The organism is Streptomyces sp. NBC_00443 (assembly GCF_036014175.1).
Taxonomy (GTDB): domain Bacteria; phylum Actinomycetota; class Actinomycetes; order Streptomycetales; family Streptomycetaceae; genus Streptomyces.
Genome location: NZ_CP107917.1, coordinates 7,400,747 through 7,427,731 on the forward strand (window position 1 = coordinate 7,400,747; position 26,985 = coordinate 7,427,731).

Below are 26,985 nucleotides of genomic sequence, written 5' to 3' on the forward strand. Positions count from 1 at the left end.
TCATGTTGGAGACCTCGGCAAGACTCCTGCGACTGCTCTCCCTGCTCCAGGCCCACCGCGAGTGGTCCGGCGCCGACCTGGCCGACCGTCTCGGCGTCACCCCGCGCACGATCCGGCGGGACGTCGACCGGCTGCGTGAGCTGGGCTACCCGGTCAACGCCAGCCCCGGCACCGGCGGTGGCTACCAGCTCGGCGCCGGTGCCGAGCTGCCGCCCCTGCTGCTGGACGACGACGAGGCGGTCGCCGTGGCCGTAGGGCTGCGCACGGCCGCGGGCCAGGGCATCGAGGGCATCGGCGAGACCTCGGTGCGGGCCCTCGCCAAGCTGGAGCAGGTCCTGCCGAACCGGCTGCGCCGCCGCGTGGGTGCCCTGAACGCCTTCACCGTGCCGATGCTGCGGGGCCCCCAGCCCTCCGCCGCCGACCCGGCCGTGCTGACCGAGCTGGCCAACCTCTGCCGGGACGCCGAACGCCTGCGCTTCGAGTACCGCGATCACGACGGCGCCCCCACCCGCCGTACCGTCGAGCCGCACCGCCTCGTGTGCAGCGAACGGCGCTGGTACCTGGTCGCGTGGGACCTCGACCGCGAGGACTGGCGTACGTTCCGCGTCGACCGCATCACCCCCAGGCCACCGCACGGCCCGCGCTTCACTCCGCGCACTCCGCCCGCCGAGGACCTCGCCGCGTACGTGTCCCAGGGCGTCTCCACGCGCGCGTACGCCTCGCACGCCGTCGTCCGGCTGCTGGTGCCCCTGGAGGAGGCCGCCGCGAGCATCTCGCCCACCACGGGGCAGCTGGAGGCGGACGGTCCCGACAGCTGCCTCCTGCGCACCGGCGCCGGGAGCCTCGACGTGATGGTGATCCACGTGATGCTGCTGGGCTTCGAGTTCGAGGTCCTGGAACCGGACGGGCTGGTCGAGGCGATCAGGACCGCTCAGGGCCGGCTTGCTCGCTCTTTGGCTCGGGCTGCGGAGCCTCCAGCGCGTGCTCCGGGTGGTGCAGGTCGAACGCCGGGGACTCGGAGCGGATCTTCGGCAGCGCGTTGAAGTTGTGCCGCGGGGGCGGGCAGGAGGTGGCCCACTCCAGGGAGCGGCCGTACCCCCAGGGGTCGTCGACCTCGACCTTCTTGCCGTACTTCGTGGTCTTCCAGACGTTGTAGAGGAACGGCAGCGTCGACATGCCGAGCAGGAACGCGCCGATCGTCGAGACCGTGTTCAGCGCCGTGAAGCCGTCGGCGGCGAGATAGTCGGCGTAGCGGCGCGGCATCCCCTCGGCGCCCAGCCAGTGCTGCACCAGGAACGTGGTGTGGAAGCCCACGAACAGGGTCCAGAAGTGGATCTTGCCCAGCCGTTCGTCGAGCATCTTCCCGGTGAACTTGGGCCACCAGAAGTGGAACCCGGCGAAGATCGCGAAGACGACGGTGCCGAAGACGACGTAGTGGAAGTGGGCCACGACGAAGTACGAGTCGGAGACGTGGAAGTCCATGGGCGGCGACGCCAGGATCACCCCGGTCAGCCCGCCGAACAGGAACGTCATCAGGAAGCCGATGGACCACAGCATCGGCGTCTCGAAGGACAGCGAGCCCTTGATCATGGTCCCGGTCCAGTTGAAGAACTTCACACCGGTCGGCACCGCGATCAGGAAGCTCATGAACGAGAAGAACGGCAGCAGCACCGCGCCCGTGACGAACATGTGGTGCGCCCACACCACGATCGACAGACCGGTGATCGCCATCGTCGCCCCGACCAGCGTCAGATAGCCGAACAGCGGCTTGCGCGAGAAGACCGGGATGATCTCGCTGATGATGCCGAAGAACGGCAGCGCGATGATGTAGACCTCGGGATGCCCGAAGAACCAGAACAGGTGCTGCCACAGCAGCGCCCCGCCGTTGGCCGCCTCGAACACCACCGAGCCGAACCGCCGGTCCGCCTCCAGCACCAGCAGCGCGGCCGCGAGCACCGGGAACGCCATCAGGATCAGGATCGACGTGAACAGCGTGTTCCACACGAAGATCGGCATCCGGAACATCGTCATGCCGGGTCCGCGCATCCCGATGATCGTGGTGATGAAGTTGACCGCGCCGAGGATGGTGCCGAAGCCCGCCAGCGCGAGGCCCATGATCCACAGGTCGGGTCCGATGCCGGGGGAACGCTCCAGGCTGTTGAGCGGCGCGTAGGCGAACCAGCCGTAGGAGGCGGGCCCGTCCGGCACGATCAGCGAGCCCATCACGATCAGGCCGCCGAACAGGAACAGCCAGTACGAGAACATGTTCAGCCGTGGGAACGCCACGTCCGGGGCGCCGATCTGCAGCGGCATCAGCTCGTTGGCGAAGCCCGCGAAGGTCGGGGTCGCGAACAGCAGCAGCATGATCGTGCCGTGCATGGTGAACAGCTGGTTGAACTGCTCGTTGCTCAGGATCTGCATCCCCGGCCTGGCCAGTTCGGCCCGCATCAGCAGGGCCATGACACCGCCGGCCAGGAAGAACCCGAACGACGTGATCAGGTAGAGGTGCCCGATCTTCTTGTGGTCCGTGGTGGTCAGCCAGTCGACGACCACCCGGCCGCCCGGCTGTTTGCTCCGCATGGGCCCTGCCGTCGCCTGTGCGGTGTGCGTCCCCATCGCTCGCTCGCCCCTTCGCTCGTAGCGCCCCGGGCCCACTGAAGCCCGCGCCGCACGCGCCGACGCGAGCTCACGCCATGATGCTCGCGTCGGCGGCGCTCCGACAGAGGGCGTACGGGGATTCTGTGGTGGAACCATGGACTTTCTGTGCGGTACCGACTCTCGCGGTCCGTGCGCCCGCTGCCGCAGCAGCTAATGTCGTGTGGAGGGAAAAGGGGTCCGGCGGCAGTTCCCCGGGAACTTTTCCTCCGCGCTATTGGCCGGATCGTGGCGACACGCAGGAATTACGATCGAATGCCCGCGGAAGGCCTACGAAACCGCTCATTCGTGTGACGAAGAGTGGTCGAAACGCTTGTCGTGGTTCTGTGACAAAAGCGTGACCCCAGAGGTACGTGTGACCTCGATGGCCGCTACAAAGGATCCCTGTCCGCTCTGGCCCTGTCCCTCGGGCAGGCCCTAGCGTGGCGGCATGGCACCCATTCCGAAACCCCCCGCCGAACCACAGGACAGCCCGGACACATATGTCGGTCTCGACGCCGACCGGGCCGAGCGCCTTGCCCGTGACCGAGGGTGGTCGACGGTGCGTTCCCTGCCCCCGGGGGCGATCATCACCATGGAATACAGGAGCGGTCGCCTGAACTTCGAGGTGCGGGACGGCCAGGTGGCGCGGGCCTGGAAGGGCTGACGAACGGGCGAAGGCCCCGGTTCCTGCCTAGGAACCGGGGCCTTCGCCCGTGCCGGGGTGGTTGTGCGTACCGAACCCCGCTGTCCGGGCGTCAGCCGCCCGTGAGGGGGCGGGCGGCCGTCTGGGGCGTGCTGCGGGTGACGCGGTCCGTGTGCGGCGGCCGACGGCTGCCGGCCGGGGTCACGGGGGTGCGCTCCGCCCGTGCCGTGTGCGGGCCGGGGGCCAGGTAGACGGGCGGGTGGACGGGCGTGCGCGCGGAGCGGGCGGCGGAGGCCGCTTCCCCTGCCGCGGTCTCGCTTTCGGCAGCCACGGGACGCGGCTTGAGCCGCACCGGAGCCTCGACGGGGGCGGTCGGCACGGCGACAGTGCCGGCCCGGCGCTCGCGCAGACGGTCGCGCAGGGCGAAGATCCAGGCCTCGGACCGGGTGATCAGCGGCTCGAACCACGGCAGGGCGAGCAGGATCAGCAGGCCGGCGGCCCAGCCGAGCAGCACATCGCTCAGCCAGTGCGTACCGAGGTACACGGTGGACAGGCCGACGCCCAGCGAGGTCACCGCCGACAGGGCCGACAACCAGCGGCGCGCTCTCGGGGTCGAGGCCAGATAGGCCAGGATTCCCCAGGTCACCACGGCGTTGGCGGTGTGGCCGCTGGGAAATATATCGCCGCCGAGCCACATCTCGTTGGAGCCGACGTTAGTCGCGTAGTGCGGGCCGAGGCGGCCCATGCCGAGCTTGGCGGCACCCACGGTGACGTTCAGCAGCAGCAGGGAGACGCCGAGCGCGAGCAGCGGTCGCAGCGTGTGCTGCCGCCAGGAGCGCCAGCCGAGCCAGGCCGCGACCATCACCGCGGTGGGGCCGCGCTGGCCGAGCACCACGTAGTAGTCGACGAAGGCGTGGATCTCCGACCACTGCTGATACGGCCGGAAGAACATGACCTGCCAGTCCAGCCGGACCAGCCAGGAGGTGATCACGATGGCCCACACGATGGCCAGGTAGAAGGCCAGGGTCGCGCCGAGGAGCACGATCCGGTGTCGGCTCATCCTCGGCACACTGATGTGTGCCGGTCGTTCCGGCTCACGATCCAGTCTGGCGAACACCCGGTCCAGACGGGTGGGCTTCGGTTTGGTACGCACCCAATCGACGTTACAGCGAGTGAGCTCGGATCCCGGGCGATTCACCGGCTTTGTGATGACGATGTGATGTGGGATTCCTCTCAGGCGAAGGTTTATTCCCCATGAATCAGTTATCGCCGGAGCCTGCGGCCTTCAATTCTTTTGATCGTTCTGGACCGAGGGTTTATCGCGCTTTTAGATTTGTTCACCGGCTCATAATGCGGAATTATCCCTGAGCTTCCCGGCGCGCTCACCCGCGGTCAGGGCGGACCGCTGCCGTTCAGCCAGAACCCCCCATACGTCGCCGAGGCCATGGCCACAGCGCCCACCAGTAGCGCCGACCTGCGCGTACGCAGGCCGGCGAGGGACCGGGCGAGCGGCAGGAGCAACGGGAAGGCGGGCAGCAGCAGCCGCGGCTTCGAGCCGAAGTAGCTCGACGCGCACAGGGCCAGTGCGGTGACGACCCCCGCGTACACCAGCAGCGGCAACGGCTGGCGCTGCCGTATGCAGACGACATACAGCCAGACCACCAGGCCGACGCCGACCAGCAGCCCGGCCCCTGCCAGGGCCGACGGGAACGACGTGAACTTCTCGGCGACGAACCGGGCGAAGGCGTATCCGCCGTCGAAACCGTTGCGCCAGCCCGCCTGGACGTCGAGATAGCCCAGCGGGCCCTTGCCGGTGCGATGGCCGACCCACAGGACGTAGCCGGCGGCGCCGAGCGGGGCGAGCAGCATCCCGAGGACGCGGCGCACCGCAACGCCGCGGGGGAGTCCCGCGACGTCCGCGCCCGGTGTCCGGCCCGCCCTGCGGTCCTGTACGAACGAGGCGATGGCCGCCGCCCACACCGCCGCGACCACGGCCAGCCCCACCGGGCGGGTCAGTCCGGTCAGCAGGGCCAGGGTGCCCGCCGTGATCCAGCGGCCGGTCAGGACCGCGTACAGCGACCAGGCGGCCAGCGCCGTGAAGAGTGACTCGCTGTACGCCATCGACTGCACGATCCCGATGGGCAGGACCGCCCACAGCAGGACCGCGCAGACACCGACGCGGCGGCCGTACACGTGGTCCGCCACCGCGAAGATCCCCCAGGCCGCGGCGAGCGAGGCGAGCAGGCTGACGGCGAAGCCGCCATCGGCGTACGACAGCGGGGACACCTCCGCGACCAGCCGCTCCAGCCAGGGCAGGAGCGGGAAGAACGCGAGATTCGAGTGCACGTCGCCGTTGGACAGGCGCACCTCATAGCCGTAGCCCAGCTCGGCGATCCTCGTGTACCAGAGCGCGTCCCAGCGGGCGGTCAGCAGGGTGTACGCGTCCTTGTCGCGCACCGCGCTCCACAGGGCCAGCGCGAGCAGGCCCAGGGCGCGGACGGCCGCATACCCGAGGAGCGCCGGGGCGGCCCGGCGCAGCGCCTCGGAACGGGCCGGAGCCACGCGCATCGCAAGATCGGTCACGGGCCCGATTATCGGCACGGGACGGACGGGGAGGTCACCAGGGGCGTGACGCAAGGGGGCGGGAGTGGCGTACGCCACACTCGTTCCGCGGGGGTGTGAGAGGTCCGCCACTCGGCACCGACGTGGACTCGCGTACTCTGACGAGTCACTCGCCTTCGTTGCGCGGGCCGGAGACCACCGCTCCTCTCCGGCCGAGTCACGGGGAGTCCCCACCCCGTGTGCCCGCCCAGGGCGAGGGAACATCTGGGAGGTACGTACATGTCCGGGACGACCACGGCTGCCGCTGCGCTGCGCCGTCGGGCGGCCGGGGCCGGTGCCAACCGCTGGGTCGTCCTCGTCGTCCTCTGTGCCAGCCTGCTGCTCGTCGCGGTCGACGCGACCGTGCTGCACGTGGCGGTGCCGGCTGTCACCGAGGACCTCAGGCCCGGCGCGATAGAGCTGCTCTGGATCGTCGACATCTATCCGCTGGTCTGCGCCTCGCTGCTGATCCTCTTCGGCACGCTCGGTGACCGGGTGGGCCGCAGACGGATCCTGCTGCTGGGGTACGGCCTCTTCGGCGTCGCCTCCGGCCTCGCGGCCCTCGCGCACGACCCACAGGTGCTGATCCTGGCCCGCGCCCTGCTCGGGGTCGGCGGCGCGATGATCATGCCCGCGACCCTGTCGATCCTGCGCCAGGTCTTCCCCGACCGGCGCGAGCGGGCCCTCGCCATCGGCATCTGGAGCGCCGTCGCCGCCGTCGGTGCGGCGGTCGGGCCGCTGCTCGGCGGCTTCCTCCTGGAGCACTTCTGGTGGGGCTCGGTCTTCCTCGTCAACATCCCGCTGATGCTGATCAGCCTTCCGGTGGGACGCCTGCTGCTGCCCGAGTCGAAGGGCGACGGCAAGGGTCCCTGGGACGTGGTCGGCGCGCTGCTCGCGGCGGGCGGGCTGTTCGGCATGGTGCTGGGCGTCAAGCGGCTCGGCGGCGGAGAGCCGGTGGGCAGCCTGTTCACCGTGGTGCCGCTGGTGGTCGGTGTGGTGCTGCTGGTGCTCTTCGTACGACGGCAGCGACGGCGGGCGTATCCGCTGGTCGACCTCGGGATGTTCGCGCGGCCCGCGTTCAGTACGTCGGTCGGGTGCATCGTGCTGGCGATGCTCGCCCTCGTGGGGCTCGAGCTGATCGCGGCGCAGTATCTGCAGCTGGTGCTGGGCCTGTCGCCACTGGAGACAGGGCTACGGCTGCTGCCGCTGACGTTCGCCGCGATGGCGGCCGGGCTGGCCGGCGCGCGGATGCTGCGGCGGTTCGGGCCGCGGCGCATGGTGTGCGCCGGGTTCTGTGTGACGGCCGTCGCGGTGCTGCTGCTGACAGCGATGGGCGGGGAGGACAACCCCGGCCTGCTGCTGTTCGGGTTCGTGCTGCTGGGCTTCGGGCTGGAGACCACGCTCTTCGGGGCGTACGAGTCGATGCTGAGCGAGGCTCCGCAGGAGCAGGCCGGCGGGGCCGCGGCGATCGGTGAGACCTCGTACCAGCTCGGCGCCGGCATCGGCATCGCCCTGCTCGGCAGCGTGATGAACGCGGCGTACGCCCCCGGGCTGACGGACGTGTCGGGTGTCCCGGCATCGTCCTCCACGGCCGCTTCGCACTCGCTGGGTGAGGCATACGAGGTCGCGGCCCAGCTGGGCGGGTCGGCAGGGGTCGCCCTGCGCCATGCGGCGCAGAACGCCTTCGTGCACGGGCTGCATGTGACGTTGCTGGTGAGCGCGGGACTGTTGCTGCTGGGCGCGGTGATGGCGTTGCGGTTGCCGCGGGTCATGCAGTGCGACGCGCCGACCGTGGAGCTGCCCAAGCCGAGAGAAGTCGCGGAGTCCCGCGTCTCCGCCTGAGGAGCCTTCGCGCCTTGGGGCCGGCGTGACCGGGAGTCGTACTGGACGCGCACCGCACCGCGTCGTAGCGTCAGGGCCGAGCCGTGACTAGCGGCGCTAGTTTTAGTCGTTGCCGGAGGGTGTCCCATGTCCGCGTCCTCGAAGTTGCCCCCGTTCGACCCCGCCGACCCCCTCGGCATCGACGACCTCCTGGAGCCCGAGGATCTGGCGATTCGGAGCACCGTGCGCCAGTGGGCCGCGGATCGGGTGCTGCCGTACGTGGCCGACTGGTACGAGAAGGGTGAGCTGCCGGAGATCCGTGAGCTCGCCCGGGAGCTCGGGGAGATCGGTGCGCTCGGGATGTCCCTGAGCGGGTACGGGTGCGCCGGCGCCTCCGCCGTGCAGTACGGGCTCGCCTGTCTGGAGCTGGAGGCCGCCGACTCCGGCATCCGGTCCCTTGTCTCGGTGCAGGGGTCCCTCGCCATGTACGCCATCCATCGCTTCGGCAGCGAGGAGCAGAAGCAGCAGTGGCTGCCGCGCATGGCCTCCGGAGAGGTCATCGGGTGCTTCGGGCTGACCGAGCCGGACCACGGGTCCGACCCGGCGTCCATGCGGACCTACGCCAAGCGTGACGGGTCCGACTGGGTGCTCACCGGGCGCAAGATGTGGATCACCAACGGGTCCGTCTCCGGCGTCGCCGTCGTGTGGGCGCAGACCGACGAGGGGATCCGCGGGTTCGTCTTGCCGACCGACAGCGCCGGGTTCTCCGCTCCGGAGATCAAGCACAAGCTGTCGCTGCGCGCCTCCGTCACCAGTGAGCTCGTCATGGACGACGTACGGCTGCCCGCGGATGCCGTGCTTCCCGATGTCGTCGGGCTGAAGGGGCCGCTCAGCTGTCTCTCGCACGCCCGGTTCGGGATCGTGTGGGGGGCCATGGGTGCGGCGCGGTCCTGTTTCGAGGCCGCTGTCGACTACTCGAAGTCGCGGGAGCAGTTCGGCCGGCCGATCGGGGGCTTCCAGCTCACCCAGGCCAAGCTCGCGGACATGGCGCTCGAACTGCACAAGGGGATTCTGCTCGCCCATCATCTGGGGCGGCGCATGGACGCCGGCCGCCTGCGTCCCGAACAGGTCAGCTTCGGCAAGCTCAACAACGTCCGCGAGGCCATCGACATCTGCCGTACGGCGCGGACGATCCTCGGTGCCAACGGGATCTCGCTCGAGTACCCCGTGATGCGGCACGCGACCAACCTCGAATCGGTGCTCACCTACGAGGGCACCGTCGAGATGCACCAGCTCGTGCTGGGCAAGGCACTCACCGGGCTCGACGCCTTCCGCTGAACCCCACCAGGGGGCAGGGCCGATGAGCGGCCCTGCCTCAGCTCTGGTTGTAGAAGCCGTCCGAACGGTGAGCCGACGCGTCCCCGCTGATGATCTCCGTGTCGGCCGGAGTCAGCAGGAACACGCGGTTGGACACGCGGTCGATCGAACCGCGCAGACCGAAGATGAGCCCCGCCGCGAAGTCGACGACACGCTTGGCGTCGGCCGGCTCCATGGCCGTGAGGTTCATGATGACCGGGACCCCGTCCCGGAACAGCTCGCCGATGGCGCGGGCGTCCCGGAAGCTGTCCGGGGTGACCGTGCCGATCCGGCGGCCCTTCTCCTCGGCGACGTCCGTGGCCACCTTGACCCTCGGGTCGGTGACCCAGGCATCCCCGGGCTCGGTCCCTTCGGAGTAGTCGTCGTCGTAGTAGCGCTCGTCATCGTTGTCGTCAACGAGGCCCAGCCAGGCACTCGCCTTGCGCACCGATCCCATGGACGCCTCCTCTCACAGCGGTCTTCTTACATTCCGCATCCCTATGGTCATCCATGATGCGGACGTCGCGCCAAGTGGATAGACGCCGCGCGGGGGGTTTGTGACGGTACTGGTGCACAGCGAATACGTCGAGAGCCCGTGTCCCCCAAGGGGCATGCCACGTACGGCTGCTGACTGTGAGTGAAATATGATTCTTCACGGCGTATGGGTGATGCGGGGTGCGTACGGGTGAACGAGTCGGCCATGGCGATCTGTGCCACGGTCGGTACGATGCGGCAGCTCAGCGTCGTTGCAGCGTCGCAAGAACCACGGGGGAGCATCGTGTTCGGAATCGTCAGACCCTGTCGTCATCGGCTCGGAGACAAGCTCACCGGTCAATGGATGGCGCATTTGTGCGGGTTGTGCCTCTCGTTGCGTGGGGATCACGGTCAGTTCGCGCGGATCGTGACGAACTACGACGGGCTCCTTATCTCCGTTCTGACGGAAGCTCAAGCCGAAAAAGACGGCGGATTGCGGCGTACGGCGGGACCGTGCCCACTGCGCGGGATGCGAACCGCGTCCGTGGCGCAGGGTGAGGGCGCCCGGCTCGCCGCCGCCGTCTCGCTGGTGCTGGCCTCGGCCAAGGTGCGTGACCATGTGGCCGACGGGGACGGGCTGCTGGCCCGCAGGCCGCTGGCGCTCGCCGCTCGCCGGGTGGCCACCGGGTGGGGTGCCGCGGGCGCGCGCAGCGGCTCGGCCGTCGGGTTCGACACCGCCGTACTGGTCGACGCCGTGGACCGGCAGGTCGGCATCGAGGCGCTCGCCGGGCCCGGGACGCCGATCCTCGCGGTCACCGAACCGACCGAGACGGCGACCGCCGCCGCCTTCGCCCACACCGCGATCCTGGCCGGACGGCCCGACAACGCCGAACCGCTCGCCGAGGCCGGACGCCTCTTCGGACGGCTCGCGCACCTCCTGGATGCCGTGGAGGACCAGACGGCCGACGCCGCGGCCGGTGCGTGGAACCCACTGACGGCCACGGGGACCTCGCTCGCCGAGGCGCGGCGGCTCGCCGACGACGCCGTGCACGGGGTGCGGCTGGCGCTGCGCGAGGCCGAGTTCTCCGACGCCGAGCTCGCGCACCTGCTGCTCGTGCACGAGTTGCGGCGCTCGGTGGACCGGGCGTTCGGCACGGTGCCGACTTGTGGGTCCCATCAGCCGGGGCCGTACGGTCAGCCGCATCAGCATGGGCATGGGCACGGACAGGGATACGGGCAGGGGCCTGGGGCGTATGGGGCGCCGCAGAATCCGTACGGCGGGCAGAACCCGTACGCGGGCGGGAATCCGTACGCCGGCGGTGGGGGAGTGCCCGGCGGTGGTGGCGGTGGTGGCGGTGGTGACTTCGGCGGGTTCGGTGGTGGGCCGGCGCCCCAGCCCCGTGGGCGGCGTGGGTTCTGGGCCGGCTGCGGGATGTTCTGGCTGCTGTGCTGCACCTGCAAGCTGTGCTGTGCGAAGGAGTACGAGGGCCCGTGGTCCCGTAAGAAGCGCGAGGGCTGCTGCCGTGACTGTGACTGCGGCGACTGCTGCCCCTGCGACAGCTGCTAGGTCCTGGGGGCTCCTGGAGCCCGATATCGGAAATTTCAGCCCGGTAGGGAAGGGTTGACGGCATGACCCCGGACTCGGTCGACGCCTGGCAGCAGTGGCACGAGCATCGCGTCGCGTCGGTTTCGGCGCCCTACGGGCCGCTCGCACTGACCGGGACCCACTGGCTGGAGGACTTTCCGCAGAGGCGACTTCCGGACATCCCTGGGGCATGGGCCGCAGACGGTGACGAGGTCGTCCTCTCGGCCGCCGAGGCGGACGGGCTGACCTTGGACGGGCAGCCCTTCGAGGGTGTGGTCGGGCTGGTGGCCGATCCGGGGCCCGCGAGCGGGGCGCGCGTGGCGTACGGGGAGCGCCGGCTGGTCGTGTTGAGGCGCGACGGGGCGTGGGGCGTACGCGACTTCGACCCCGCCGCCGAGGCGCGCCGGGCGTTCCGGGGCATCGAGGCCACGCCGTACGATCCGCGCTGGTCGGTGCCAGGGCACTTCACGCCGTACGGCGAGGACCGGATCGTGCGGGTCGAGAACGTCGACGGGCGTCGGCGCGGGCTCGGGCTCGGCGGAAAACTGGGGTTCGCCCTGGACGGGCAGGAGTTCGCGCTTCAGGTCACCGTCGAGGGCGACGGTTCGCTGTGGGCCGTCTTCGCCGATGTGACCAGCGACAGCAGTTACCGCTTCCGTTTCCTGCGGCCCGCCGCGCCCGACGCCGACGGCCGGACGACGGTCGACTTCAACCGTGCCCTGCTGCCGCCGTGCGCCTTCGCCGACCACTTCGTGTGCCCCTTCCCGCCGCCGGGGAACACGCTCGGACTCGCGATCCCGGCGGGGGAGCGCAACCTGCGCTGAGGTGCCGAGAGTGGGCTGACCGGGACAGGGACAGCCAACTCATACAGATCGTTCAAAGATTGACGGCCGAAAGGCGCCCTTGCGGCTACCCGCCGTTCGGCCGAATACTCCCCCTCAGCGCTTGTCAGGGGCACGGCATGTTCGGAATCCGGACATTCTGCCGTCTGACTGCGCCTCACGGGCCCCGACCCCACGCGGGCCCCCGACTTCCCTTGGAGGGAACGAAACGTGAGGATCAAGCGCACCACCCCCCGCAGTGGCTATGCGAGACGGACCCGGCTGATCGCCGTATCCACCGGACTCGTGGCCGCAGCCGCGATCGCGATCCCCAACGCGACCGCCGCGGAGACCCCCGACACCTTCAGCGCCGCCCAGCTCAAGAGCGCCAGCGGCTCCGTGCTGAAGGCCGACATCCCGGGCACCGCCTGGGCCGTCGACAGCAAGACCAACCGCGTCACGGTGACCGTGGACTCCACGGTCTCCCAGGCGGAGCTAGCGAAGATCAAGGAGCAGGCCGGCACCAACGCCGACGCGCTCACGATCAAGCGCACCGCCGGCAAGTTCAGCAAGTTCATCCAGGGCGGCGACGCCATCTATGCGAGTAGCTGGCGCTGCTCGCTCGGCTTCAACGTCCAGGACAGCAGCGGCAACCAGTACTTCCTGACCGCCGGCCACTGCACCGACGGTGCGGGCACCTGGTACTCCAACTCCGGCCGCACCACGGTCATCGGCTCGACCGCCGGCTCCAGCTTCCCGGGCAACGACTACGGCATCGTGCGGTACTCCGGGTCCGTCAGCCGGCCCGGCACCGCGAACGGCGTGGACATCACCCGCGCGGCCACGCCGAGCGTGGGCACCACCGTCATCCGTGACGGCTCCACCACCGGTACGCACAGCGGCCGGGTCACCGCCCTGAACGCGACCGTCAACTACGGCGGCGGCGACGTCGTCGGCGGCCTGATCCAGACCACCGTCTGCGCCGAGCCCGGCGACTCCGGCGGTTCGCTCTACGGCAGCAACGGCACCGCGTACGGTCTGACCTCCGGCGGCAGCGGCAACTGCTCCTCCGGCGGCACGACCTTCTTCCAGCCGGTGACCGAGGCCCTCAGCGCGTACGGCGTCAGCGTCTACTGACACCTCGGTTCGGCCTGAACGGCAGCCAGCAGCATGTGAGCCCCCGCACGCAACTGTCGTGCGGGGGCTCGCCCTTGTTCCCGTGCCGGGGTTACCGTCGATGTGCAGGCAGTACTCCCCTGTAGTGCGCCCACGTCGGACCCTGGGGGTCGGTGATGGCCGAGGAGCTGGTGGCGGCGGGAGTGACGCTCGCGTCCGCCGGTGTGGTCCATGTGGCGGCGGCCGCGCGGGTCGTCAAACAGTACGAACGGGGCGTGGTCTTCCACCTCGGGAAGCTCCGGCCCCAAGTGCGCGGGGCCGGGCTGGACGATCTGCTGTCCAACCGCGAAAAGCTCAACCAGGGGCTGGAGTTGATGATCGACAGTCCGGCGGTGGAGTGGGGCGTGACGATCGACCGGGTGGACATCAAGGACGTGTCGCTGCCCGAGACCATGAAGCGGTCGATGGCCCGGCAGGCGGAGGCCGACCGCGAGCGGCGGGCGCGGGTGATCCACGCCGACGCGGAACTCCAGGCCTCCAAGAAGCTGGCGGAGGCGGCACATCAGATGGCCGATGCGCCGGCGGCCCTTCAGCTTCGGTTGCTGCAGACGGTGATGGCGGTGGCGGCCGAGAAGAACTCCACGCTGGTTCTTCCGATTCCGGTGGAGTTGTTGCGATTTCTGGAGAAGGGGACGCAGGTGTCTGCGGAGGCTGCCGGTGCGCAGCGGGCGCCGTCCGTCGAGCCGCGGGCCGCGCAGGAGGAACTTCCGCCGCTCGAACCACGCTTGGACTCGGACCCCGAAGGGTCGATTTCGAGACAGGAGTAGACCTTACGCGCTGCGTATGGTTCCCTCGCTTGCAGTGTTTGCTGTGCGAATAGGCCCCGCGTGACTGTGCACGGTCAAGGTGGCGGGGGCGTGCAACCGTGTTCTACGCGCGTCCTGAAGTCGACCTTGTGCGCTCCCTGTGGGCCTAGGAATAGTGAGCGTTGTTCAACCGGCACGGGCGTGGCTTTTGTTGTGAGTCGCCTCCGTAGCCGTACGCCTTCCGGTTCGTGAGGTCCCCACAACCTCTCGGGCCGACCCCCCACAGGAGGACGTAAGTTGAAGCATCGACGCATACCCAAGCGGCGTGCAGCCGTGGCAGGTGCGGGCATCGCCGCACTGGTTGCCGCGGGAGTGACCTTGCAGAGTGCGAACGCGAGTGAGACACCTGAGCCGTCCGCGCCGAAGACCCTCTCGGTCGGCGCGGCCGGAAAGCTCGCCTCGACGCTCGCCAAGGACCTCGGCGCCGACGCCGCCGGTACCTACTACGATGCGCAGACCAAGAGCCTTGTCGTGAACGTCCTCGACGAGGTCGCCGCCAACGCCGTCGAGGCGGCCGGCGCCAAGGCCAGAGTCGTCGAGAACTCGCTCGCCGAGCTGAAGAGCGCCCGTACGACGCTCAAGCAGGACGCGACCATCCCCGGCACCGCCTGGGTGACGGACCCGGCGACCAACAAGGTTGTCGTCACCGCCGACCGCACGGTCTCCAAGGCCGAGTGGACCACGCTCGGCAAGGTCGTCGACGGGCTGGGTGCCACGGTCGAACTCAAGCGGTCGAAGGGGGAGTTCAAGCCCTTCATCGCGGGTGGTGACGCCATCACCGACGGCAGCGGCCGTTGCTCGCTCGGCTTCAACGTCGTCAAGGGCGGCGAGCCGTTCTTCCTGACCGCCGGGCACTGCACCGAGGGCATCACGAACTGGTCGGACTCCGAGGGCAACGCGCTCGGCACCAACGAGACGTCCAGCTTCCCGGACAACGACTACGGGCTGGTGAAGTACACCGGCGAGGTCGACCACCCGAGCGAGGTCAACCTCTACAACGGCTCCACGCAGGCCATCAGTGGTGCCGCCGAGGCCACCGTCGGCATGGAGGTCACCCGGAGCGGGTCGACCACCCAGGTGCACGACGGCAAGGTCACCGGGCTGGACGCCACCGTGAACTACGGCAACGGTGACATCGTCAACGGGCTGATCCAGACCGACGTCTGCGCCGAGCCCGGCGACAGTGGCGGCTCGCTGTTCTCCGGCGACAAGGCGATCGGGCTCACCTCCGGGGGCAGCGGTGACTGCACCTCCGGTGGGGAGACGTTCTTCCAGCCGGTGACCGAGGCGCTGTCGGCCACGGGTACTGAGATCGGCTGACGGTTCGTCGCTTTTGTGGAGTCCCGTCCCTCTTGTGGGGGCGGGGCTCTTCGTCGTTTCCAGGGCGGCTTTGTGCCGCTACGGCGTTTTGGTGCTGCCTGTTCGTAGTTTCGCCGCCAGTAGCGTGATCGCGATCCCTGCTGCTGCCCATGCCGAGAGGACCAGCAGGGAGCCGGTCATGTCGTTGCCGTTGAAGTAGGCGATCGAGCGGGTGGCCCAGGTGCCTGCGCCCGGGGGCAGGGCCGGGCCGATCTCCTTCCAGAACGGTGGGAGCAGCGGGAGCGGGAGGGCGCCGCCTGCGCTCGGGTTGCCCAGGATCACCACGATCAGGATGGCCAGGCCGATGCCGGCCATGCCGAAGATGGCCTGGAAGGCGAGGGTGGCCGCGCCCACCGCGAAGACGGTCAGGGCGCCGACGCCCCACAGGGCGGCGAGGCTGCCCGGTAGTGCGCCCAGGATGGGGCCGATGATCAGGGCGCCGCCCAGGCCGCCGACGATCGCTACGAGAGCCATGGCCATGAGGCGGATCGCCGAGCGCCTCGGGGTGGGCCGGCCGGCGCCCGAGCTGATCGTCATGATCGACGCGCAGAGGTAGCCGCCCACGCACGAGCCCACGGTGGCGTAGAAGGACGTGAGCCCGTTGGCGTCGTGCCGGTCGGCCGGGGCCACGTCGATGGTGCGCAGGGTGCGTGCCTCGGTTCTCTCCAGGGCGGCGACCAGGGACTCCAGGGTGGCGGCCAGCACCCTTCCGCCTCCGGTGGCGACCAGGAGGGTGTCGGTGGTGCCGTTCGGGTCGATCAGCAGGGCGCCGTCGATCTCGCGGTTCAGGATCTGCTTCCTTGCCGTCGCCGCATCGGCCACCACACGCGGGTCCAGGGGGTCGCCGGGCAGGTTGCCCAGCCGGTCCGCCGTCTGCTGGGCGGCGACCTCGGGCGCCACGACTCCCAGCGGCACGTTCTTGGGTTTCGGGTCGTGGAGCGCGCCCACGTAGGAGGCGATGAAGAGCAGGGCGAGGCCGACGACGCCGGTCACGAGCAGCGTGGCCCGCGGGGTGACGGCGTCCTTCACCTCGGTGAGGAAGGGGCTGCGGGAGGTGTCGGCGCCGGGCGTCTGCGTCATGCCCCCACAGTCCGGGTGGCCAGGCGTTTGCGCAGGTGGGAGGCGACCGAACGGATGTCGCACGAGTGTTCGAGAAACGGTCTGGAAATGGTCTATGGTGGGGGTGGGAGAGTTGGGAACTGATGTTCGAGCGGCTCATGAGTGCGGGAGGTGCGTGTGCCAGGGTTCACGCATCTGCACACCGTCTCCGGGTTCTCCCTGAGGTACGGGGCCTCGCACCCGGAGCGGCTGGCCGAGCGTGCCTCCGAGCGGGGCATGGACGCCCTGGCTCTCACCGATCGCGACACGCTCGGGGGTGCTGTTCGATTTGCCAAGGCCTGTGCGAAGGCGGGCGTGCGTCCGTTGTTCGGCGTGGAGCTGGCCGTGGAGGACTTCGGGCTCTCGGAGGCGGGTGAGTCCGCGGGGCGGCGACGTCGGGCTCCGGTGCGGGGCGGCGCCTTTGTCGACGACTCGACGCCCCGTGTCACCTTTCTTGCCCGGGACGGGGCCCGTGGGTGGGGCGATCTGTGCCGGATCGTTTCGGCTGCGCATGCGGGGGAGGGGCCGCCGATGCTGCCCCGGGGGGACAACCGAGGGGACGGTCTGATCGTTCTGCTCGGCTCCGACTCCGATGTCGGCCGTGCGCTCGCCGCCGGTCGTCCCGATCGGGCGGCCAGGCTGCTCGGGCCCTGGCGGGAGGTCTACGGCGACTCCCTGCGGCTGGAGGCCGTCTGGCACGGGCGCAAGGGCACCGGCCCGGGGTCGTTGCGGCTGGCCGCCCGGACCGTCGGCTTCGCCGCCGAGCAGCGGGTGCGGCCTGTGCTGAGCAATGCCGTCCGGTACGCGGATTCCGGTCTGGGGCCGGTCGCCGATGTGCTGGACGCCGCGCGGCGGCTCGTGCCCATCGACTCCACCAAGGAACTGGACTCCGGCGAGGCCTGGCTCAAGGGTGCGGGGGAGATGGCGAAGGTCGCCGAGCGCGTCGTCGAGGCCGCGGGCTTCCGGCGCGACACCGCGCACCGGCTGCTGGAGCAGACCCGGGCGACCGCTTCCGAGTGTCTCGTCGATCCCGAGGACGACCTCGGGATCGGCAGCGTCCACTTTCCCGAGCCGTATCTCGTCGGCGCCGGGCAGCGCACCGCCCAGCGGGCGCTCGCCTCACGGGCGGTGGCGGGCATGGTGCAGCGCGGCCATGACGGGCGGCGGGCGTACTGGGAGCGGATGCACCAGGAGCTGGACATCATCGCCCACCACGGGTTCGCCTCCTACTTCCTGACGGTCGCCCAAGTCGTCGATGACGTACGGAAGATGGGGATCCGGGTGGCCGCGCGTGGCTCCGGCGCGGGGTCGCTCGTCAACCATCTGCTCGGCATCGCGCACGCCGATCCCGTGGAGCACGGGCTGTTGATGGAGCGCTTCCTGTCCAAGCGCCGGCTGGTGCTGCCCGACATCGACATCGACGTGGAGTCCGCGCGTCGGCTGGAGGTCTACCGCGCGATCATCGACCGGTTCGGGACCGAGCGGGTCGCCACTGTGTCGATGCCGGAGACCTATCGGGTGCGGCATGCGATCCGGGACGTGGGCGCCGCCCTGTCCATGGACCCCGCCGACATCGACCGTATCGCCAAGTCCTTCCCGCACATCCGGGCGCGCGATGCCCGGGCGGCGCTGGAGGAACTGCCCGAGCTGCGGCAACTGGCCGGGGAGCGGGAGCGGTACGGCAGGTTGTGGGAGCTGGTGGAGGGCCTGGACGCCCTTCCGCGCGGTATCGCCATGCATCCGTGCGGGGTGCTTCTGTCCGACGCCTCCTTGCTTTCCCGTACGCCCGTCATGCCGACCAGCGGCGAGGGCTTCCCCATGTCGCAGTTCGACAAGGAGGACGTCGAGGACCTCGGGCTGCTGAAGCTCGACGTGCTGGGCGTGCGGATGCAGTCGGCGATGGCGCACGCGGTCGCGGAGGTGAAGCGGGTCACGGGGGAGCGGGTCGATCTGGACGCGCTCGACTTCGAGCGGGGGGACGGCGATCCGGCGACGTATCAGCTGATCCGGTCCGCCGAGACGCTGGGCTGCTTCCAGATCGAGTCGCCGGGGCAGCGGGACCTGGTCGGGCGGCTTCAGCCGGCCACCTTCCATGATCTTGTCGTCGACATCTCGCTCTTCCGGCCCGGCCCGGTCGCCGCCGACATGGTGCGGCCGTTCATCGAGGCACGGCACGGGCGGGCGCCGATGCGCTATCCGCACCCGGATCTGGAGGAGCCGCTGCGGGAGACGTACGGGGTCGTCGTCTTCCATGAGCAGATCATCGACATCGTGCACATCATGACCGGGTGCGGACGGGACGAGGCGGACCGGGTGCGGCGCGGGCTGTCCGATCCGGAGTCGCAGGGGCGGATCCGGGTGTGGTTCGCACAGCACGCGGCGGCCAAGGGGTATGACGCGGAGACCATCCGGCGGACCTGGGAGATCGTCGAGGCCTTCGGGTCGTACGGCTTCTGCAAGGCGCACGCCGTCGCCTTCGCCGTGCCGACCTATCAGTCGGCCTGGCTGAAGGCCCATCACCCGGCCGCTTTCTATGCGGGGCTGCTCACCCATGACCCCGGGATGTATCCGAAGCGGCTGTTGCTGGCGGACGCGCGGCGGCGTGGGGTGCCGATCCTGCCGTTGGACGTGAATGTGTCGGGGGTCGCACACGGGATCGAACTGGTGTCTGAATCTGGGAGGAGTGGGGGGACTTGGGGACTGCGGCTCGCGCTCTCCGACGTGCATGGCATCAGCGAGGCCGAGGCGGCACGGATCGCGCAGGGGCAGCCGTATACCTCGCTGCTCGACTTCTGGGAGCGGGGGCGGCCGAGCCGACCGCTCGCTCAACGGCTCGCGCAAGTGGGCGCGTTGGACGCCTTCGGGGCCAACCGGCGTGATCTGCAACTGCATCTGACCGAGCTGCACCGGGGCGCCCGGGGTGGCGGCGGGGGACAGCTTCCGCTGGCCGGTGGGCGGAAGACGGCCCCGGCCGGGCTGCCCGACCTCAGCTCGGCGGAGCGGCTCAGTGCCGAGCTGGGTGTGCTGTCGATGGACGCCTCGCGCAATCTGATGGACGACCACCGGGCGTTTCTCGACGAGCTGGGCGTCGTCTCGGCGCGGCGGCTGCGCGATGCCCGGCACGGCGAGACAGTGCTGGTCGCGGGCGCCAAGGCGGCCACCCAGACGCCGCCGATCCGGTCCGGCAAGCGGGTCATCTTCAGCACGCTGGACGACGGGACGGGGCTGGTGGACCTCGCCTTCTTCGACGACTCGCACGACGCCTGCGCCCACACCGTCTTCCATTCCTGGCTGCTGCTGGTGCGCGGGGTGGTGCAACGCCGCGGTCCGCGCAGTCTGAGCGTGGTGGGCTCCGCCGCCTGGAACCTCGCCGAGCTGGTCGAACTGCGCGCCGAGGGCGGCCTGGACGTGGTGGCGGCGCGGCTGGCGGAGCCCATGGCGGAGGGGACGGAGACGATCCGACGCGCGGCCGGCGAATCCAAATGCCGACCGGATACGAAATGCACCCGTGGGCCGATCTGCGACCGGCGGGTCAAGAGCCTTCACAGGTAAGGAAGTTGTGGCACCAGAGTCCGGGGAGTGCGGGATGACCATCCTCTGCGTACGTTTCCAGCTGCCGCCGGCGGGCGAGGCGGCCCTGCCCGGGCTGCTCGGACTGCTGGAGGACTTCACCCCGGTCGTCCAGGCGCTGCCACCGGACGGAGCACTGGCCGATCTGCGGGGCGCCGAGCGGTACTTCGGGCGCGACGCGGTCGAACTGGCGTCGGTGATCCGGGTGCGCGCCCTCGCCCACCACGGGGTCGACTGCGTGATCGGCGCCGGGCCCGGCCCGATGCTGGCCCGCGTGGCACTGGGGGACGCCCGGCCCGGGGTGACGTGTGCCGTTCCCGAGGAGCCGGACGCCGTCACGGAATTCCTCGCCGACAAGCCCGTCGCGGCGCTGCCCGGCGTCGGCGCCGCGATCGCCCGCACCCTGTGCGAGTACGGCCTCGACACCCTCGGCCTGGTCGCCGCCGCCCCCCTGTCCACGCTCCAGCGCCTGATCGGCGCGAAGGCCGGCCGCGAGCTGCGCGAGAAGGCGGGCGGCATCGACCGGGGCCGGGTGGTGCCGAACGCAGTGTCGCGCTCGCTGGCCACCGAACGTCCCTTCACCCGCGACGAGCTGGACCCCGGCCGGCACCGCCGCGCCCTGCTCTCGGCCGCCGAGGAACTGGGCTCCCGGCTGCGCGCCCTGGACAAGGTCTGCCGCACCCTGACCCTCACCGTCCGCTACGCCGACCGCTCTTCGACGACCCGCAGCCGCACCCTGAAGGAGCCGACGGCCCACTCACCGGCGCTGACCAGGGCGGCGTACGACATGTACGAGGCCCTCGGCCTCCAGCGCGCCCGCGTCCGCGCCCTCGCCCTGCGCGCCGAGGGCCTCGACCCCGCCGAGCAGGCCTCCTACCAGCTCACGTTCGACCCGCTCGACGAGAAGGCCCGCCGCATCGAGGAGGTCGCGGACCGCGCGCGAGCGAAGTTCGGGCCGCATGCGGTGATGCCGGGGTCGCTGGCCGCCTGACTCCCCTCACGCGGAGGTCAGTTGGCCCAGGGCGGCGTGATGCGCGTGCCGTCGGCCAGCTCCGCCGTCAGGCCGATGGAGGTGGTGACCCAGGTGACGGCGGTCCGCTCGGTCGGGTTCTCGACGGTCAGCGTCGCACCCGGGTTGATGATCAGGGTGTCGCCCGCCGCGATCCGGTCCGTACGGTCGTCGAGCGTGACCAGCAGCTCGCCGTCGAGCAGATGGAGGATCTCCTCCCGGTTGACGGTATGCGCGGGGGCTTTGGTCCCGGCCGGGATCTCGCCGCGCCAGGCGCACAGCTCCTTGCTGCCGCTGTCGGGGGTGGCGTACGAGACGAAGCGGGCGCCGTGGATTTCGTGGGTGACGGCTTCGGACGCGCGGATCACAGGCATCGGTGCCTCCTCGGAATAGATGGTCAAGTAGGTTGACTACATGACTATGGTCAAGCCGCTTGATCAATACGTCAAGGGTGTTTCAATGCCTGCGTGCAGAACTCCGAAGCCATGGCCCTGTCCGCCACCCTGCTCGCCGTCGCCGGTGAGCTCACGCAGCGCATCCATGACGGCGTGGTCGCCCGGGGCTTCGAAGGGCTGCGGCCCGCGCACGGATTCGCGTTCGCGCGGCTCGCCCCGGACGGTGCGACGGCCACCGACCTCGCCGGTCACCTCGGCGTGACCAAGCAGGCGGCGAGTCAGCTGGTCGACGAGATCGTGCGCAAGGGGTACGCCGAGCGCCGGCCGCATCCCGATGACGCGCGCGCCCGGCTGGTCGTGCTGACCGAACGGGGGTGGGCCTGCACCCGTGCGGCCGAGGAGGCGGCCTCGGATGCCGTCCGGGCTTGGGTCGGCGTGCTCGGTGAGAGCGAAGTGCAGGCGCTGCTCCGGCAGTTGGTGCGCATCGCACCCCATGGCCCCATCAGGCCCACTTGGTGATGGTTCATCAGTGGATGTAACCGGCCACTGGTTATCACTGGAAGTTTTTACTGACGCGTAACTTCACACGTCTACTACTCGCCCGTAACTTGACGGGTGAACAGCATCCTCGTGATCCGGATCACAGGGCGTAAGGCCGTCGCAACTCCCTTGAGCCGCAAGGAGATCACACGATGCTGCCCTGGAAACGAGTGCTCAGACCCCTGGCCGCGCTGCTGCTGACCGCCGCGGTCGCCGTCGTCCCCGCCACCACGGCCCAGGCGGCCGAAGCGGCGGCGACCACGCACAGTGGCTGGAACGACTACTCCTGCAAGCCCTCCGCCGCCCATCCCCGCCCCGTCGTCCTCGTGCACGGCACCTTCGCGAACTCCGTGGACAACTGGCTGGGCCTCGCGCCCTACCTGACGAACCGCGGCTACTGCGTCTTCTCCCTCGACTACGGCCAGCTGCCCGGCGTGCCGTTCTTCCACGCCCTGGGACCCATCGACAAGTCGGCGGAGCAACTGTCCGCCCATGTGGACACGGTGCTCGCCGCCACCGGCGCCGCCGAGGCCGACCTCGTCGGCCACTCGCAGGGCGGCATGATGCCCCGCTACTACGTCAAGTTCCTCGGCGGTGCCGCCAAGGTGAACGCCCTCGTCGGCATCGCGCCCAACAACCACGGCACCACGCTCGGAGGGCTCGCCAACCTGCTGCCGTACTTCCCCGGCGCTCAGGACCTGCTCAGCACCGCCACTCCCGCCCTGGCCCAGCAGATGGCCGGATCCGCCTTCATGACCAAGCTCAACGAGGGCGGCGACACCGTTCCCGGCGTCCGCTACACGGTCATCGCCACCAAGTACGACGAGGTGGTCACGCCGTACCGGACCCAGTTCCTGACCGGCCCCGGCGTGAACAACGTCCTGATCCAGGACCGGTGCGCGGTCGACCTGTCCGAGCACGCGCTCCTCGGGCTGACCGACCGGATCGCCTTCCACGAGGTGGTCAACGCGCTCGACCCGGCCCGTGCCACGCCCACCACCTGTGCGTCCGTGATCGGCTGAGCACGCCGCCGGGGCCTGACCGGCCTGAGCCGCCGGTCAGGCCCCGGAGTTGTGGGGCGGTTCAGCCGCGGGTCAGCGGCCGTGGCGAGCGCCGGCCGCGCGGCGGCGCACCGACGCGAACAGGACCGCCGAGCCGAGCGCGAGGGTCGCCGCACCGCCCATCGCGAGATACGCCGTGCTGCTGTCCCCGCCGGTCTCGGCGAGGTTCTCGGTCGCGCCGGCGGCCTTCGGCCGGTTGGCCGGTGCGGACTGTTCGTCCGCGGCCGCCGCGACCGGCTCCGCCGAGGTGCCGGCGTCCTGGTCACCGTGGCCGTTGTGCTCGATCGTCGACTTGTCGGCACCGTCCTCGATCTGCTCCTCGGAGGGCGCGGAGGCGCTCGGTGCGGGCGCGGCCTCGCCGCCGGTGCTGTCGTTGCCGCCGCCCGAGTTGTCGGTGCCGGCGCCACCGTCGCCGCTGCCCGAACCGCCCCCGCTCGCGCCGCCGAAAGTGACGTCCGAGCAGGAGTAGAACGCCTCCGGGCTGTCCGAGCGCTGCCAGACCGCGTACAGCAGCTGCTTGCCGGAGCGCTGCGGCAGGGCGCCGGAGAAGGTGTAGAAGCCGCCCGAGGCCGCCGGGTCGGTGGACGTCGCCACCGGGTTCGCCAGGTCCAGGTCGTCCCAGGCCAGCGGCTTCGACGGGTCGTACCCCTGCTTCGTGATGTAGACCTTGAAGGTGCCCTTGTGCGGTGCGGTCACGCGGTACTTGAACGTGTACGACCCGCTGCTCACGCTCGTCGCCGGCCAGTCGGTGCGAGCCAGGTCGAGGCCCTTGAACGCCTCGCTGTTCGCGCTGCACAGCTTGCCGTCCGGGATCAGCTCCTGGTGCCGGCCGTCCGCGTTGCCGATGCGTATGCCGTTCCAGTCGTAGAGGGCCTGCGTACCGCCCGCAGCGACCGCCGCCTTGCACGCGTCGGACGTCGGGCTCTCGGGGCCCTCCGCGTAACACTGCGAGACCCGGCTGACCGGGTCGCCCATCGAGCCGTGCGCCGACGCGGGCGCGGTGGCCAGGGCGGTGAGGGCGAGCGGGGTCAGGCCCAGGGCGGCGACGGTGGCGGCCTTGCGGCGTGCGGGCATGGGGGATCTCCTCGGAACCGGAACTGATGAGTGCCGGATCCAAGAAACCGTGAAAACGCCTGGCGCAGGGGGTTCACGGCGATCTTTAGGGGTGCCTTAAGGGAGTGCTCAGGCGGAGATCAGGTAGATACGGTTCCTGGCATGACCGATGAGGGAATCCGGCCCGCCGTCGCCGCCGACGTGCCGGCCGTCAAAGCCGTCACCGATGCCGCCTACCACCACTACATCGAGCGGATCGGCAGGGTTCCGCAGCCCATGGAGCGGGACCACGCGGCAAACGTGTCCGACGGGAAGGTGTTCGTCACGGAGGAACCCGGCACGGGGCGCGTGGTCGGGCTCGTCGTGGTCGAGGCGTACGAGGATCACCTGTACCTCGACAACATCGCCGTCCACCCGGACGCCCAAGGGCAGGGCGTGGGGCGGCGGCTGCTGCACTTCGTGGACGCACACGCGCGTGCGCTGCGTCTGCCCGAGGTCAGGCTCTACACGAACGCGCTGATGTGGGAGAACCAGAAGATCTACCCGAAGTACGGCTACGAGGTCATCGAGCGTCGCGTGGAAGGGCCGTACGACCGCATCCACTACCGCAAGCGGCTCGACTGACGTGTCTGACGGGGCCGACGGGGCGTTTCAGCCGTCCGGCCACCAGGTGCGTGCGATGTCCTTGCGGACCTCGGGTCGTCCCGAGGGGCGCTCGTCCGCCTCCTCGCGGACGCGGCCGGCATCGGACTTCCTCTTCAGGGGCTTCTGCACGGTCATACGGCGCATGGCTGCCTCCTTCAGGGGCCACCGAGTTCCTCGTTCTCACGGAGGTAGACCCTTGCGGGGAGAGTTCCTCATCGCCGCTGGTCCTGTCAGTGGCCGCTGTCACGATTCGACTGTCAGTGGCGGGTGTCACTCTTGGCCGCATGACCGACATGACGAACGGTGAACAGGCCGTCACAGGGCAGGCCGTGGACTGGGACGCGGCCGCCGCCTCCTTCGACGACGAGCCGGACCACGGCCTGCGCGACGCCCAGGTGCGCCAGGCCTGGTCTTCCCGGCTGCGCTCCTGGCTGCCCGAGCGCGCGTCCGACGTCCTCGACCTCGGCTGCGGCACCGGAAGCCTGTCGCTCCTCGCCGCCGAGCAGGGACACCGGGTCACAGGAGTGGACCGGTCCCCGGCGATGGTGGACCTGGCCCGCGCCAAGCTGGCCGGGCGTGACGCGGTGTTCCTCGTAGGTGACGCGGCGGCGCCCCCGGTGGGGGAGGAGCGGTTCGACGTCGTGCTCGTACGGCACGTCCTGTGGGCGCTGCCCGACCCGGGCCGGGTGCTGCGGCACTGGCGCGGGCTGCTGCGCCCGGGAGGACGGTTCGTGCTGGTCGAGGGCGTGTGGGGGACGGTCGACGCCGCCGGCATCCCGGCGGACCGGCTCACCGGGCTGCTCGCCCCGCACGTCGGGCACGTGCGCGTGGAGCGCCTGTCGGACGACGAACCGCTGTGGGGGAAGGCCGTGGCCGACGAGCGGTACGCCGTGGTGGCGAAGCTCTAGACCAGCAGGGACTCCAGACCGCCCTCGACGGTGGCGAACGCCTCCAGCTCGTCCAGGGCCGCCACGGCCGCCGCTGCCGCCTCGGGGTCCGTCACCGCCAGACCGCTCTCGGCGAACTCGTCCTCGTCCAGGCGGCGTACGTCCGTGCCGTCCGCGGAGCGCCACAGGTCCAGGTCGAGGTCCTCGACGACCAGCTCGGTGCCGGACAGCGTGGCCGGGCGGGTGACGTCGCAGTACCAGCCCTTGAGGGCACCCGAGGCGTCCCGGACCTCCTTCACGGCGTACCAGCGGTCGCGCCAGTAGTACTCCGTGAAGACGTCGCCCGGTTGGAAGCGGACGAATCCGAAGTCGCGGACCCCGTCGCCGGACCAGGGGGCCCGGACGGTGATCCGGGTGCCGTCGTCGGCGACCAGCTCGGCCTCGTAACGGATCTTCGTACGGCCGCCCTTGACGAGGACCACGTCCAGCGGGCGTCCCTGCTCAGCCGAGTTCACGGACATGGCGCACCTCCGTCGCGCAGACCTCGTAGCCGAACCACTTGTTGATCGCGAGCATCGGGCCGTTGCCGGCGTCGTTGCCCGTGAACGCCTCCGTGTACCCGGCGGCGCGGGCGCGATGCAGCGAGTCGTTCTTGGCCAGCTTGGCCAGGCCGCGGCCGCGGAAGGCGCGGGCGCTGCCGGTCATGGTGGTGCCGTAGCGGGTGGCGCCGTCCGTGCGGGCGGCGCTGAAGGCGGCGGGGCGGCTGTCCACGAGGACCACCGAGGTCAGCTCGTGGCTGTTCAGCGGGTGCCGCCAGGTCTCCTCCAGCCAGGCCTCGTAGTCCGTGAACTCGGCCTCGACGTCACCGGGTTCGTCCAGCGTCGTCTCCGCGTCCAGTTCGAACAGCGGGCGGGGATCGTCCGCGAAGTCGGCGGCCGTGCGCAGTTCCACACCGGGCGGGAGCGCCTGCAGCGGCGGCAGCGTGCCGTTCGCCAGGTCGAGGCGCAGGAAGTGCGCGGAGCGGCTCGCGCGATAGCCGTGCCGTTCGGCGAAGGCGCGGTTGTCCGGCTCGTCTAGCACCCAGGCGAACAGCGTGGTCGCGCCCACGGCGGCCAGGTGTTCCTCGGCGGTGCGGAGCAGGAGCGCGCCGGCGCCGCGGCGCGTGCGCTCCGGGTGCACGTACACGTTGACGAAGCCCTGCCCGGGCTCCGGGCTGTCGTGGGCGATGCCGACCTGGGCCGTACCGATGATCTCGCCGTTCTCCTCGGCGAGGAGAGGCCGGGCATGCGCGTCGGGGTGGGCACGGGTGGCACCGTGGACGACGGCCTCCGGGGTGACCACGAGATACGGGAGAGCGCGGTGCCAGACGCCGACGAATCCCTCGACATCGGCCGGGACTTCAGGACGCAGATCGCGGACGGAGACGGTCATGTGGCCGCACGCTACGC

Annotated in this window: 23 protein-coding genes and 2 pseudogenes; 15 read left to right on the forward strand and 10 right to left on the reverse strand. The window is 70.3% G+C overall.

Annotated features, from left to right (window positions below; all coding sequences use genetic code 11):
- The first annotated feature begins 2 nt into the window (after positions 1-2).
- Entirely contained in the window at positions 3-1,043 is a 1,041-nt protein-coding gene (locus OHO27_RS33695) for a helix-turn-helix transcriptional regulator (protein WP_328428732.1), read from the forward strand.
- Here the strand turns inward: OHO27_RS33695 and ctaD are convergent.
- Positions 1,042-2,754 (reverse strand): annotated as a pseudogene (gene ctaD / locus OHO27_RS33700) (aa3-type cytochrome oxidase subunit I); the annotation flags it as partial. The gene OHO27_RS33695 and the pseudogene ctaD sit on opposite strands and share 2 nt — an antisense overlap.
- Positions 2,755-3,085: 331 nt before the next feature.
- Here ctaD and OHO27_RS33705 point away from each other — a divergent pair.
- Complete coding sequence (locus OHO27_RS33705) at positions 3,086-3,301, forward strand: I78 family peptidase inhibitor (protein ID WP_328428733.1); 216 nt, start codon at positions 3,086-3,088, stop codon at positions 3,299-3,301.
- Between the two features lie 91 nt (positions 3,302-3,392).
- Here the strand turns inward: OHO27_RS33705 and OHO27_RS33710 are convergent, their stop codons facing one another.
- Positions 3,393-4,433 (reverse strand): phosphatase PAP2 family protein, encoded by a 1,041-nt coding sequence (locus OHO27_RS33710; protein ID WP_328428734.1) that lies wholly within the window; start codon positions 4,431-4,433, stop codon positions 3,393-3,395.
- A 239-nt stretch (positions 4,434-4,672) separates the two neighbouring features.
- The gene (locus OHO27_RS33715; protein WP_443059648.1) at positions 4,673-5,863 is read right to left on the reverse strand and encodes a mannosyltransferase family protein; all 1,191 of its coding nucleotides are present in this window, start codon (positions 5,861-5,863) and stop codon (positions 4,673-4,675) included.
- Positions 5,864-6,121: 258 nt separating this feature from the next.
- On the opposite strand from OHO27_RS33715, the gene OHO27_RS33720 reads away from it, so the two are divergent.
- The gene (locus OHO27_RS33720) at positions 6,122-7,723 is read left to right on the forward strand and encodes an MFS transporter (RefSeq protein ID WP_328428735.1); all 1,602 of its coding nucleotides are present in this window, start codon (positions 6,122-6,124) and stop codon (positions 7,721-7,723) included.
- Positions 7,724-7,849: 126 nt separating this feature from the next.
- A complete protein-coding gene (locus tag OHO27_RS33725; RefSeq protein ID WP_328428736.1) occupies positions 7,850-9,040 on the forward strand; it encodes an acyl-CoA dehydrogenase family protein in 1,191 nt (396 codons plus the stop codon).
- 37 nt (positions 9,041-9,077) lie between these two features.
- Here OHO27_RS33725 and OHO27_RS33730 read toward each other — a convergent pair whose 3' ends face one another.
- Positions 9,078-9,515: a cell division protein SepF gene (locus OHO27_RS33730; RefSeq protein ID WP_328428737.1), complete on the reverse strand. Its 438-nt coding sequence runs from the start codon at positions 9,513-9,515 to the stop codon at positions 9,078-9,080.
- Between the two features lie 321 nt (positions 9,516-9,836).
- Here OHO27_RS33730 and OHO27_RS33735 point away from each other — a divergent pair, with 321 nt between their 5' ends.
- The 5 genes from OHO27_RS33735 (at position 9,837) to OHO27_RS33755 (ending at position 15,240) form a co-directional block, all read left to right on the forward strand.
- Entirely contained in the window at positions 9,837-11,099 is a 1,263-nt protein-coding gene (locus OHO27_RS33735; RefSeq protein ID WP_328428738.1) for a DUF5685 family protein, read from the forward strand.
- 62 nt (positions 11,100-11,161) lie between these two features.
- Positions 11,162-11,941: a DUF1684 domain-containing protein gene (locus tag OHO27_RS33740; protein ID WP_328428739.1), complete on the forward strand. Its 780-nt coding sequence runs from the start codon at positions 11,162-11,164 to the stop codon at positions 11,939-11,941.
- A gap of 228 nt (positions 11,942-12,169) precedes the next feature.
- Positions 12,170-13,075 (forward strand): S1 family peptidase, encoded by a 906-nt coding sequence (locus OHO27_RS33745; protein WP_328428740.1) that lies wholly within the window; start codon positions 12,170-12,172, stop codon positions 13,073-13,075.
- A gap of 155 nt (positions 13,076-13,230) precedes the next feature.
- A complete protein-coding gene (locus OHO27_RS33750; protein ID WP_328428741.1) occupies positions 13,231-13,881 on the forward strand; it encodes an SPFH domain-containing protein in 651 nt (216 codons plus the stop codon).
- A 276-nt stretch (positions 13,882-14,157) separates the two neighbouring features.
- Positions 14,158-15,240: a S1 family peptidase gene (locus OHO27_RS33755; protein WP_328428742.1), complete on the forward strand. Its 1,083-nt coding sequence runs from the start codon at positions 14,158-14,160 to the stop codon at positions 15,238-15,240.
- Positions 15,241-15,318: 78 nt separating this feature from the next.
- Here OHO27_RS33755 and OHO27_RS33760 read toward each other — a convergent pair whose 3' ends face one another.
- Positions 15,319-16,359: a DUF3533 domain-containing protein gene (locus tag OHO27_RS33760; protein WP_328428743.1), complete on the reverse strand. Its 1,041-nt coding sequence runs from the start codon at positions 16,357-16,359 to the stop codon at positions 15,319-15,321.
- A gap of 156 nt (positions 16,360-16,515) precedes the next feature.
- Here OHO27_RS33760 and OHO27_RS33765 point away from each other — a divergent pair.
- Positions 16,516-19,967 (forward strand): annotated as a pseudogene (locus OHO27_RS33765) (DNA polymerase III subunit alpha).
- A complete protein-coding gene (locus OHO27_RS33770; protein WP_328428744.1) occupies positions 19,964-20,938 on the forward strand; it encodes a DNA polymerase Y family protein in 975 nt (324 codons plus the stop codon). The pseudogene OHO27_RS33765 and the gene OHO27_RS33770 overlap by 4 nt, the downstream one beginning before the upstream one ends.
- Before the next feature lie 17 nt (positions 20,939-20,955).
- Here the strand turns inward: OHO27_RS33770 and OHO27_RS33775 are convergent, their stop codons facing one another.
- Positions 20,956-21,330, reverse strand: coding sequence for a cupin domain-containing protein (locus OHO27_RS33775; RefSeq protein WP_328428745.1), 375 nt, complete (start codon positions 21,328-21,330; stop codon positions 20,956-20,958).
- A gap of 93 nt (positions 21,331-21,423) precedes the next feature.
- Here OHO27_RS33775 and OHO27_RS33780 point away from each other — a divergent pair, with 93 nt between their 5' ends.
- Positions 21,424-21,870: a MarR family winged helix-turn-helix transcriptional regulator gene (locus OHO27_RS33780; protein ID WP_328428746.1), complete on the forward strand. Its 447-nt coding sequence runs from the start codon at positions 21,424-21,426 to the stop codon at positions 21,868-21,870.
- Positions 21,871-22,043: 173 nt separating this feature from the next.
- The gene (locus OHO27_RS33785) at positions 22,044-22,913 is read left to right on the forward strand and encodes an esterase/lipase family protein (protein ID WP_328428747.1); all 870 of its coding nucleotides are present in this window, start codon (positions 22,044-22,046) and stop codon (positions 22,911-22,913) included.
- A 72-nt stretch (positions 22,914-22,985) separates the two neighbouring features.
- Here the strand turns inward: OHO27_RS33785 and OHO27_RS33790 are convergent, their stop codons facing one another.
- On the reverse strand, positions 22,986-24,026 hold the full coding sequence (locus OHO27_RS33790) for a lytic polysaccharide monooxygenase auxiliary activity family 9 protein (RefSeq protein WP_328428748.1): 1,041 nt from the start codon (positions 24,024-24,026) through the stop codon (positions 22,986-22,988).
- 141 nt (positions 24,027-24,167) lie between these two features.
- Between OHO27_RS33790 and OHO27_RS33795 the strand changes: the two genes are divergently transcribed.
- Complete coding sequence (locus OHO27_RS33795; protein WP_328428749.1) at positions 24,168-24,629, forward strand: GNAT family N-acetyltransferase; 462 nt, start codon at positions 24,168-24,170, stop codon at positions 24,627-24,629.
- Between the two features lie 27 nt (positions 24,630-24,656).
- On the opposite strand, the gene OHO27_RS33800 is transcribed toward OHO27_RS33795, so the two are convergent.
- A complete protein-coding gene (locus OHO27_RS33800; RefSeq protein WP_328428750.1) occupies positions 24,657-24,794 on the reverse strand; it encodes a hypothetical protein in 138 nt (45 codons plus the stop codon).
- A gap of 149 nt (positions 24,795-24,943) precedes the next feature.
- Between OHO27_RS33800 and OHO27_RS33805 the strand changes: the two genes are divergently transcribed.
- A complete protein-coding gene (locus tag OHO27_RS33805; protein ID WP_328430635.1) occupies positions 24,944-25,558 on the forward strand; it encodes a class I SAM-dependent methyltransferase in 615 nt (204 codons plus the stop codon).
- On the opposite strand, the gene OHO27_RS33810 is transcribed toward OHO27_RS33805, so the two are convergent.
- The gene (locus OHO27_RS33810) at positions 25,555-26,058 is read right to left on the reverse strand and encodes a DUF402 domain-containing protein (protein ID WP_328428751.1); all 504 of its coding nucleotides are present in this window, start codon (positions 26,056-26,058) and stop codon (positions 25,555-25,557) included. The genes OHO27_RS33805 and OHO27_RS33810 overlap by 4 nt on opposite strands.
- A complete protein-coding gene (locus OHO27_RS33815; RefSeq protein ID WP_328428752.1) occupies positions 26,039-26,968 on the reverse strand; it encodes a GNAT family N-acetyltransferase in 930 nt (309 codons plus the stop codon). The genes OHO27_RS33810 and OHO27_RS33815 overlap by 20 nt, the downstream gene beginning before the upstream one ends.
- Positions 26,969-26,985: the final 17 nt, after the last annotated feature.

What these genes read in the sequence shown, in the direction of transcription:
- OHO27_RS33815 (WP_328428752.1), bottom strand. Translation starts at nt 26,968, where the DNA reads ATGACCGTCTCCGTCCGCGATCTGCGTCCTGAAGTCCCGGCCGATGTC.
- OHO27_RS33805 (WP_328430635.1), top strand. Translation starts at nt 24,944, where the DNA reads ATGACGAACGGTGAACAGGCCGTCACAGGGCAGGCCGTGGACTGGGAC.
- OHO27_RS33760 (WP_328428743.1), bottom strand. Translation starts at nt 16,359, where the DNA reads ATGACGCAGACGCCCGGCGCCGACACCTCCCGCAGCCCCTTCCTCACC.
- OHO27_RS33705 (WP_328428733.1), top strand. Translation starts at nt 3,086, where the DNA reads ATGGCACCCATTCCGAAACCCCCCGCCGAACCACAGGACAGCCCGGAC.
- OHO27_RS33725 (WP_328428736.1), top strand. Translation starts at nt 7,850, where the DNA reads ATGTCCGCGTCCTCGAAGTTGCCCCCGTTCGACCCCGCCGACCCCCTC.
- OHO27_RS33785 (WP_328428747.1), top strand. Translation starts at nt 22,044, where the DNA reads ATGCTGCCCTGGAAACGAGTGCTCAGACCCCTGGCCGCGCTGCTGCTG.
- OHO27_RS33795 (WP_328428749.1), top strand. Translation starts at nt 24,168, where the DNA reads ATGACCGATGAGGGAATCCGGCCCGCCGTCGCCGCCGACGTGCCGGCC.
- OHO27_RS33790 (WP_328428748.1), bottom strand. Translation starts at nt 24,026, where the DNA reads ATGCCCGCACGCCGCAAGGCCGCCACCGTCGCCGCCCTGGGCCTGACC.
- OHO27_RS33770 (WP_328428744.1), top strand. Translation starts at nt 19,964, where the DNA reads ATGACCATCCTCTGCGTACGTTTCCAGCTGCCGCCGGCGGGCGAGGCG.
- OHO27_RS33810 (WP_328428751.1), bottom strand. Translation starts at nt 26,058, where the DNA reads ATGTCCGTGAACTCGGCTGAGCAGGGACGCCCGCTGGACGTGGTCCTC.
- OHO27_RS33730 (WP_328428737.1), bottom strand. Translation starts at nt 9,515, where the DNA reads ATGGGATCGGTGCGCAAGGCGAGTGCCTGGCTGGGCCTCGTTGACGAC.
- OHO27_RS33775 (WP_328428745.1), bottom strand. Translation starts at nt 21,330, where the DNA reads ATGCCTGTGATCCGCGCGTCCGAAGCCGTCACCCACGAAATCCACGGC.
- OHO27_RS33800 (WP_328428750.1), bottom strand. Translation starts at nt 24,794, where the DNA reads ATGCGCCGTATGACCGTGCAGAAGCCCCTGAAGAGGAAGTCCGATGCC.
- OHO27_RS33720 (WP_328428735.1), top strand. Translation starts at nt 6,122, where the DNA reads ATGTCCGGGACGACCACGGCTGCCGCTGCGCTGCGCCGTCGGGCGGCC.
- OHO27_RS33750 (WP_328428741.1), top strand. Translation starts at nt 13,231, where the DNA reads ATGGCCGAGGAGCTGGTGGCGGCGGGAGTGACGCTCGCGTCCGCCGGT.
- OHO27_RS33740 (WP_328428739.1), top strand. Translation starts at nt 11,162, where the DNA reads ATGACCCCGGACTCGGTCGACGCCTGGCAGCAGTGGCACGAGCATCGC.
- OHO27_RS33695 (WP_328428732.1), top strand. Translation starts at nt 3, where the DNA reads ATGTTGGAGACCTCGGCAAGACTCCTGCGACTGCTCTCCCTGCTCCAG.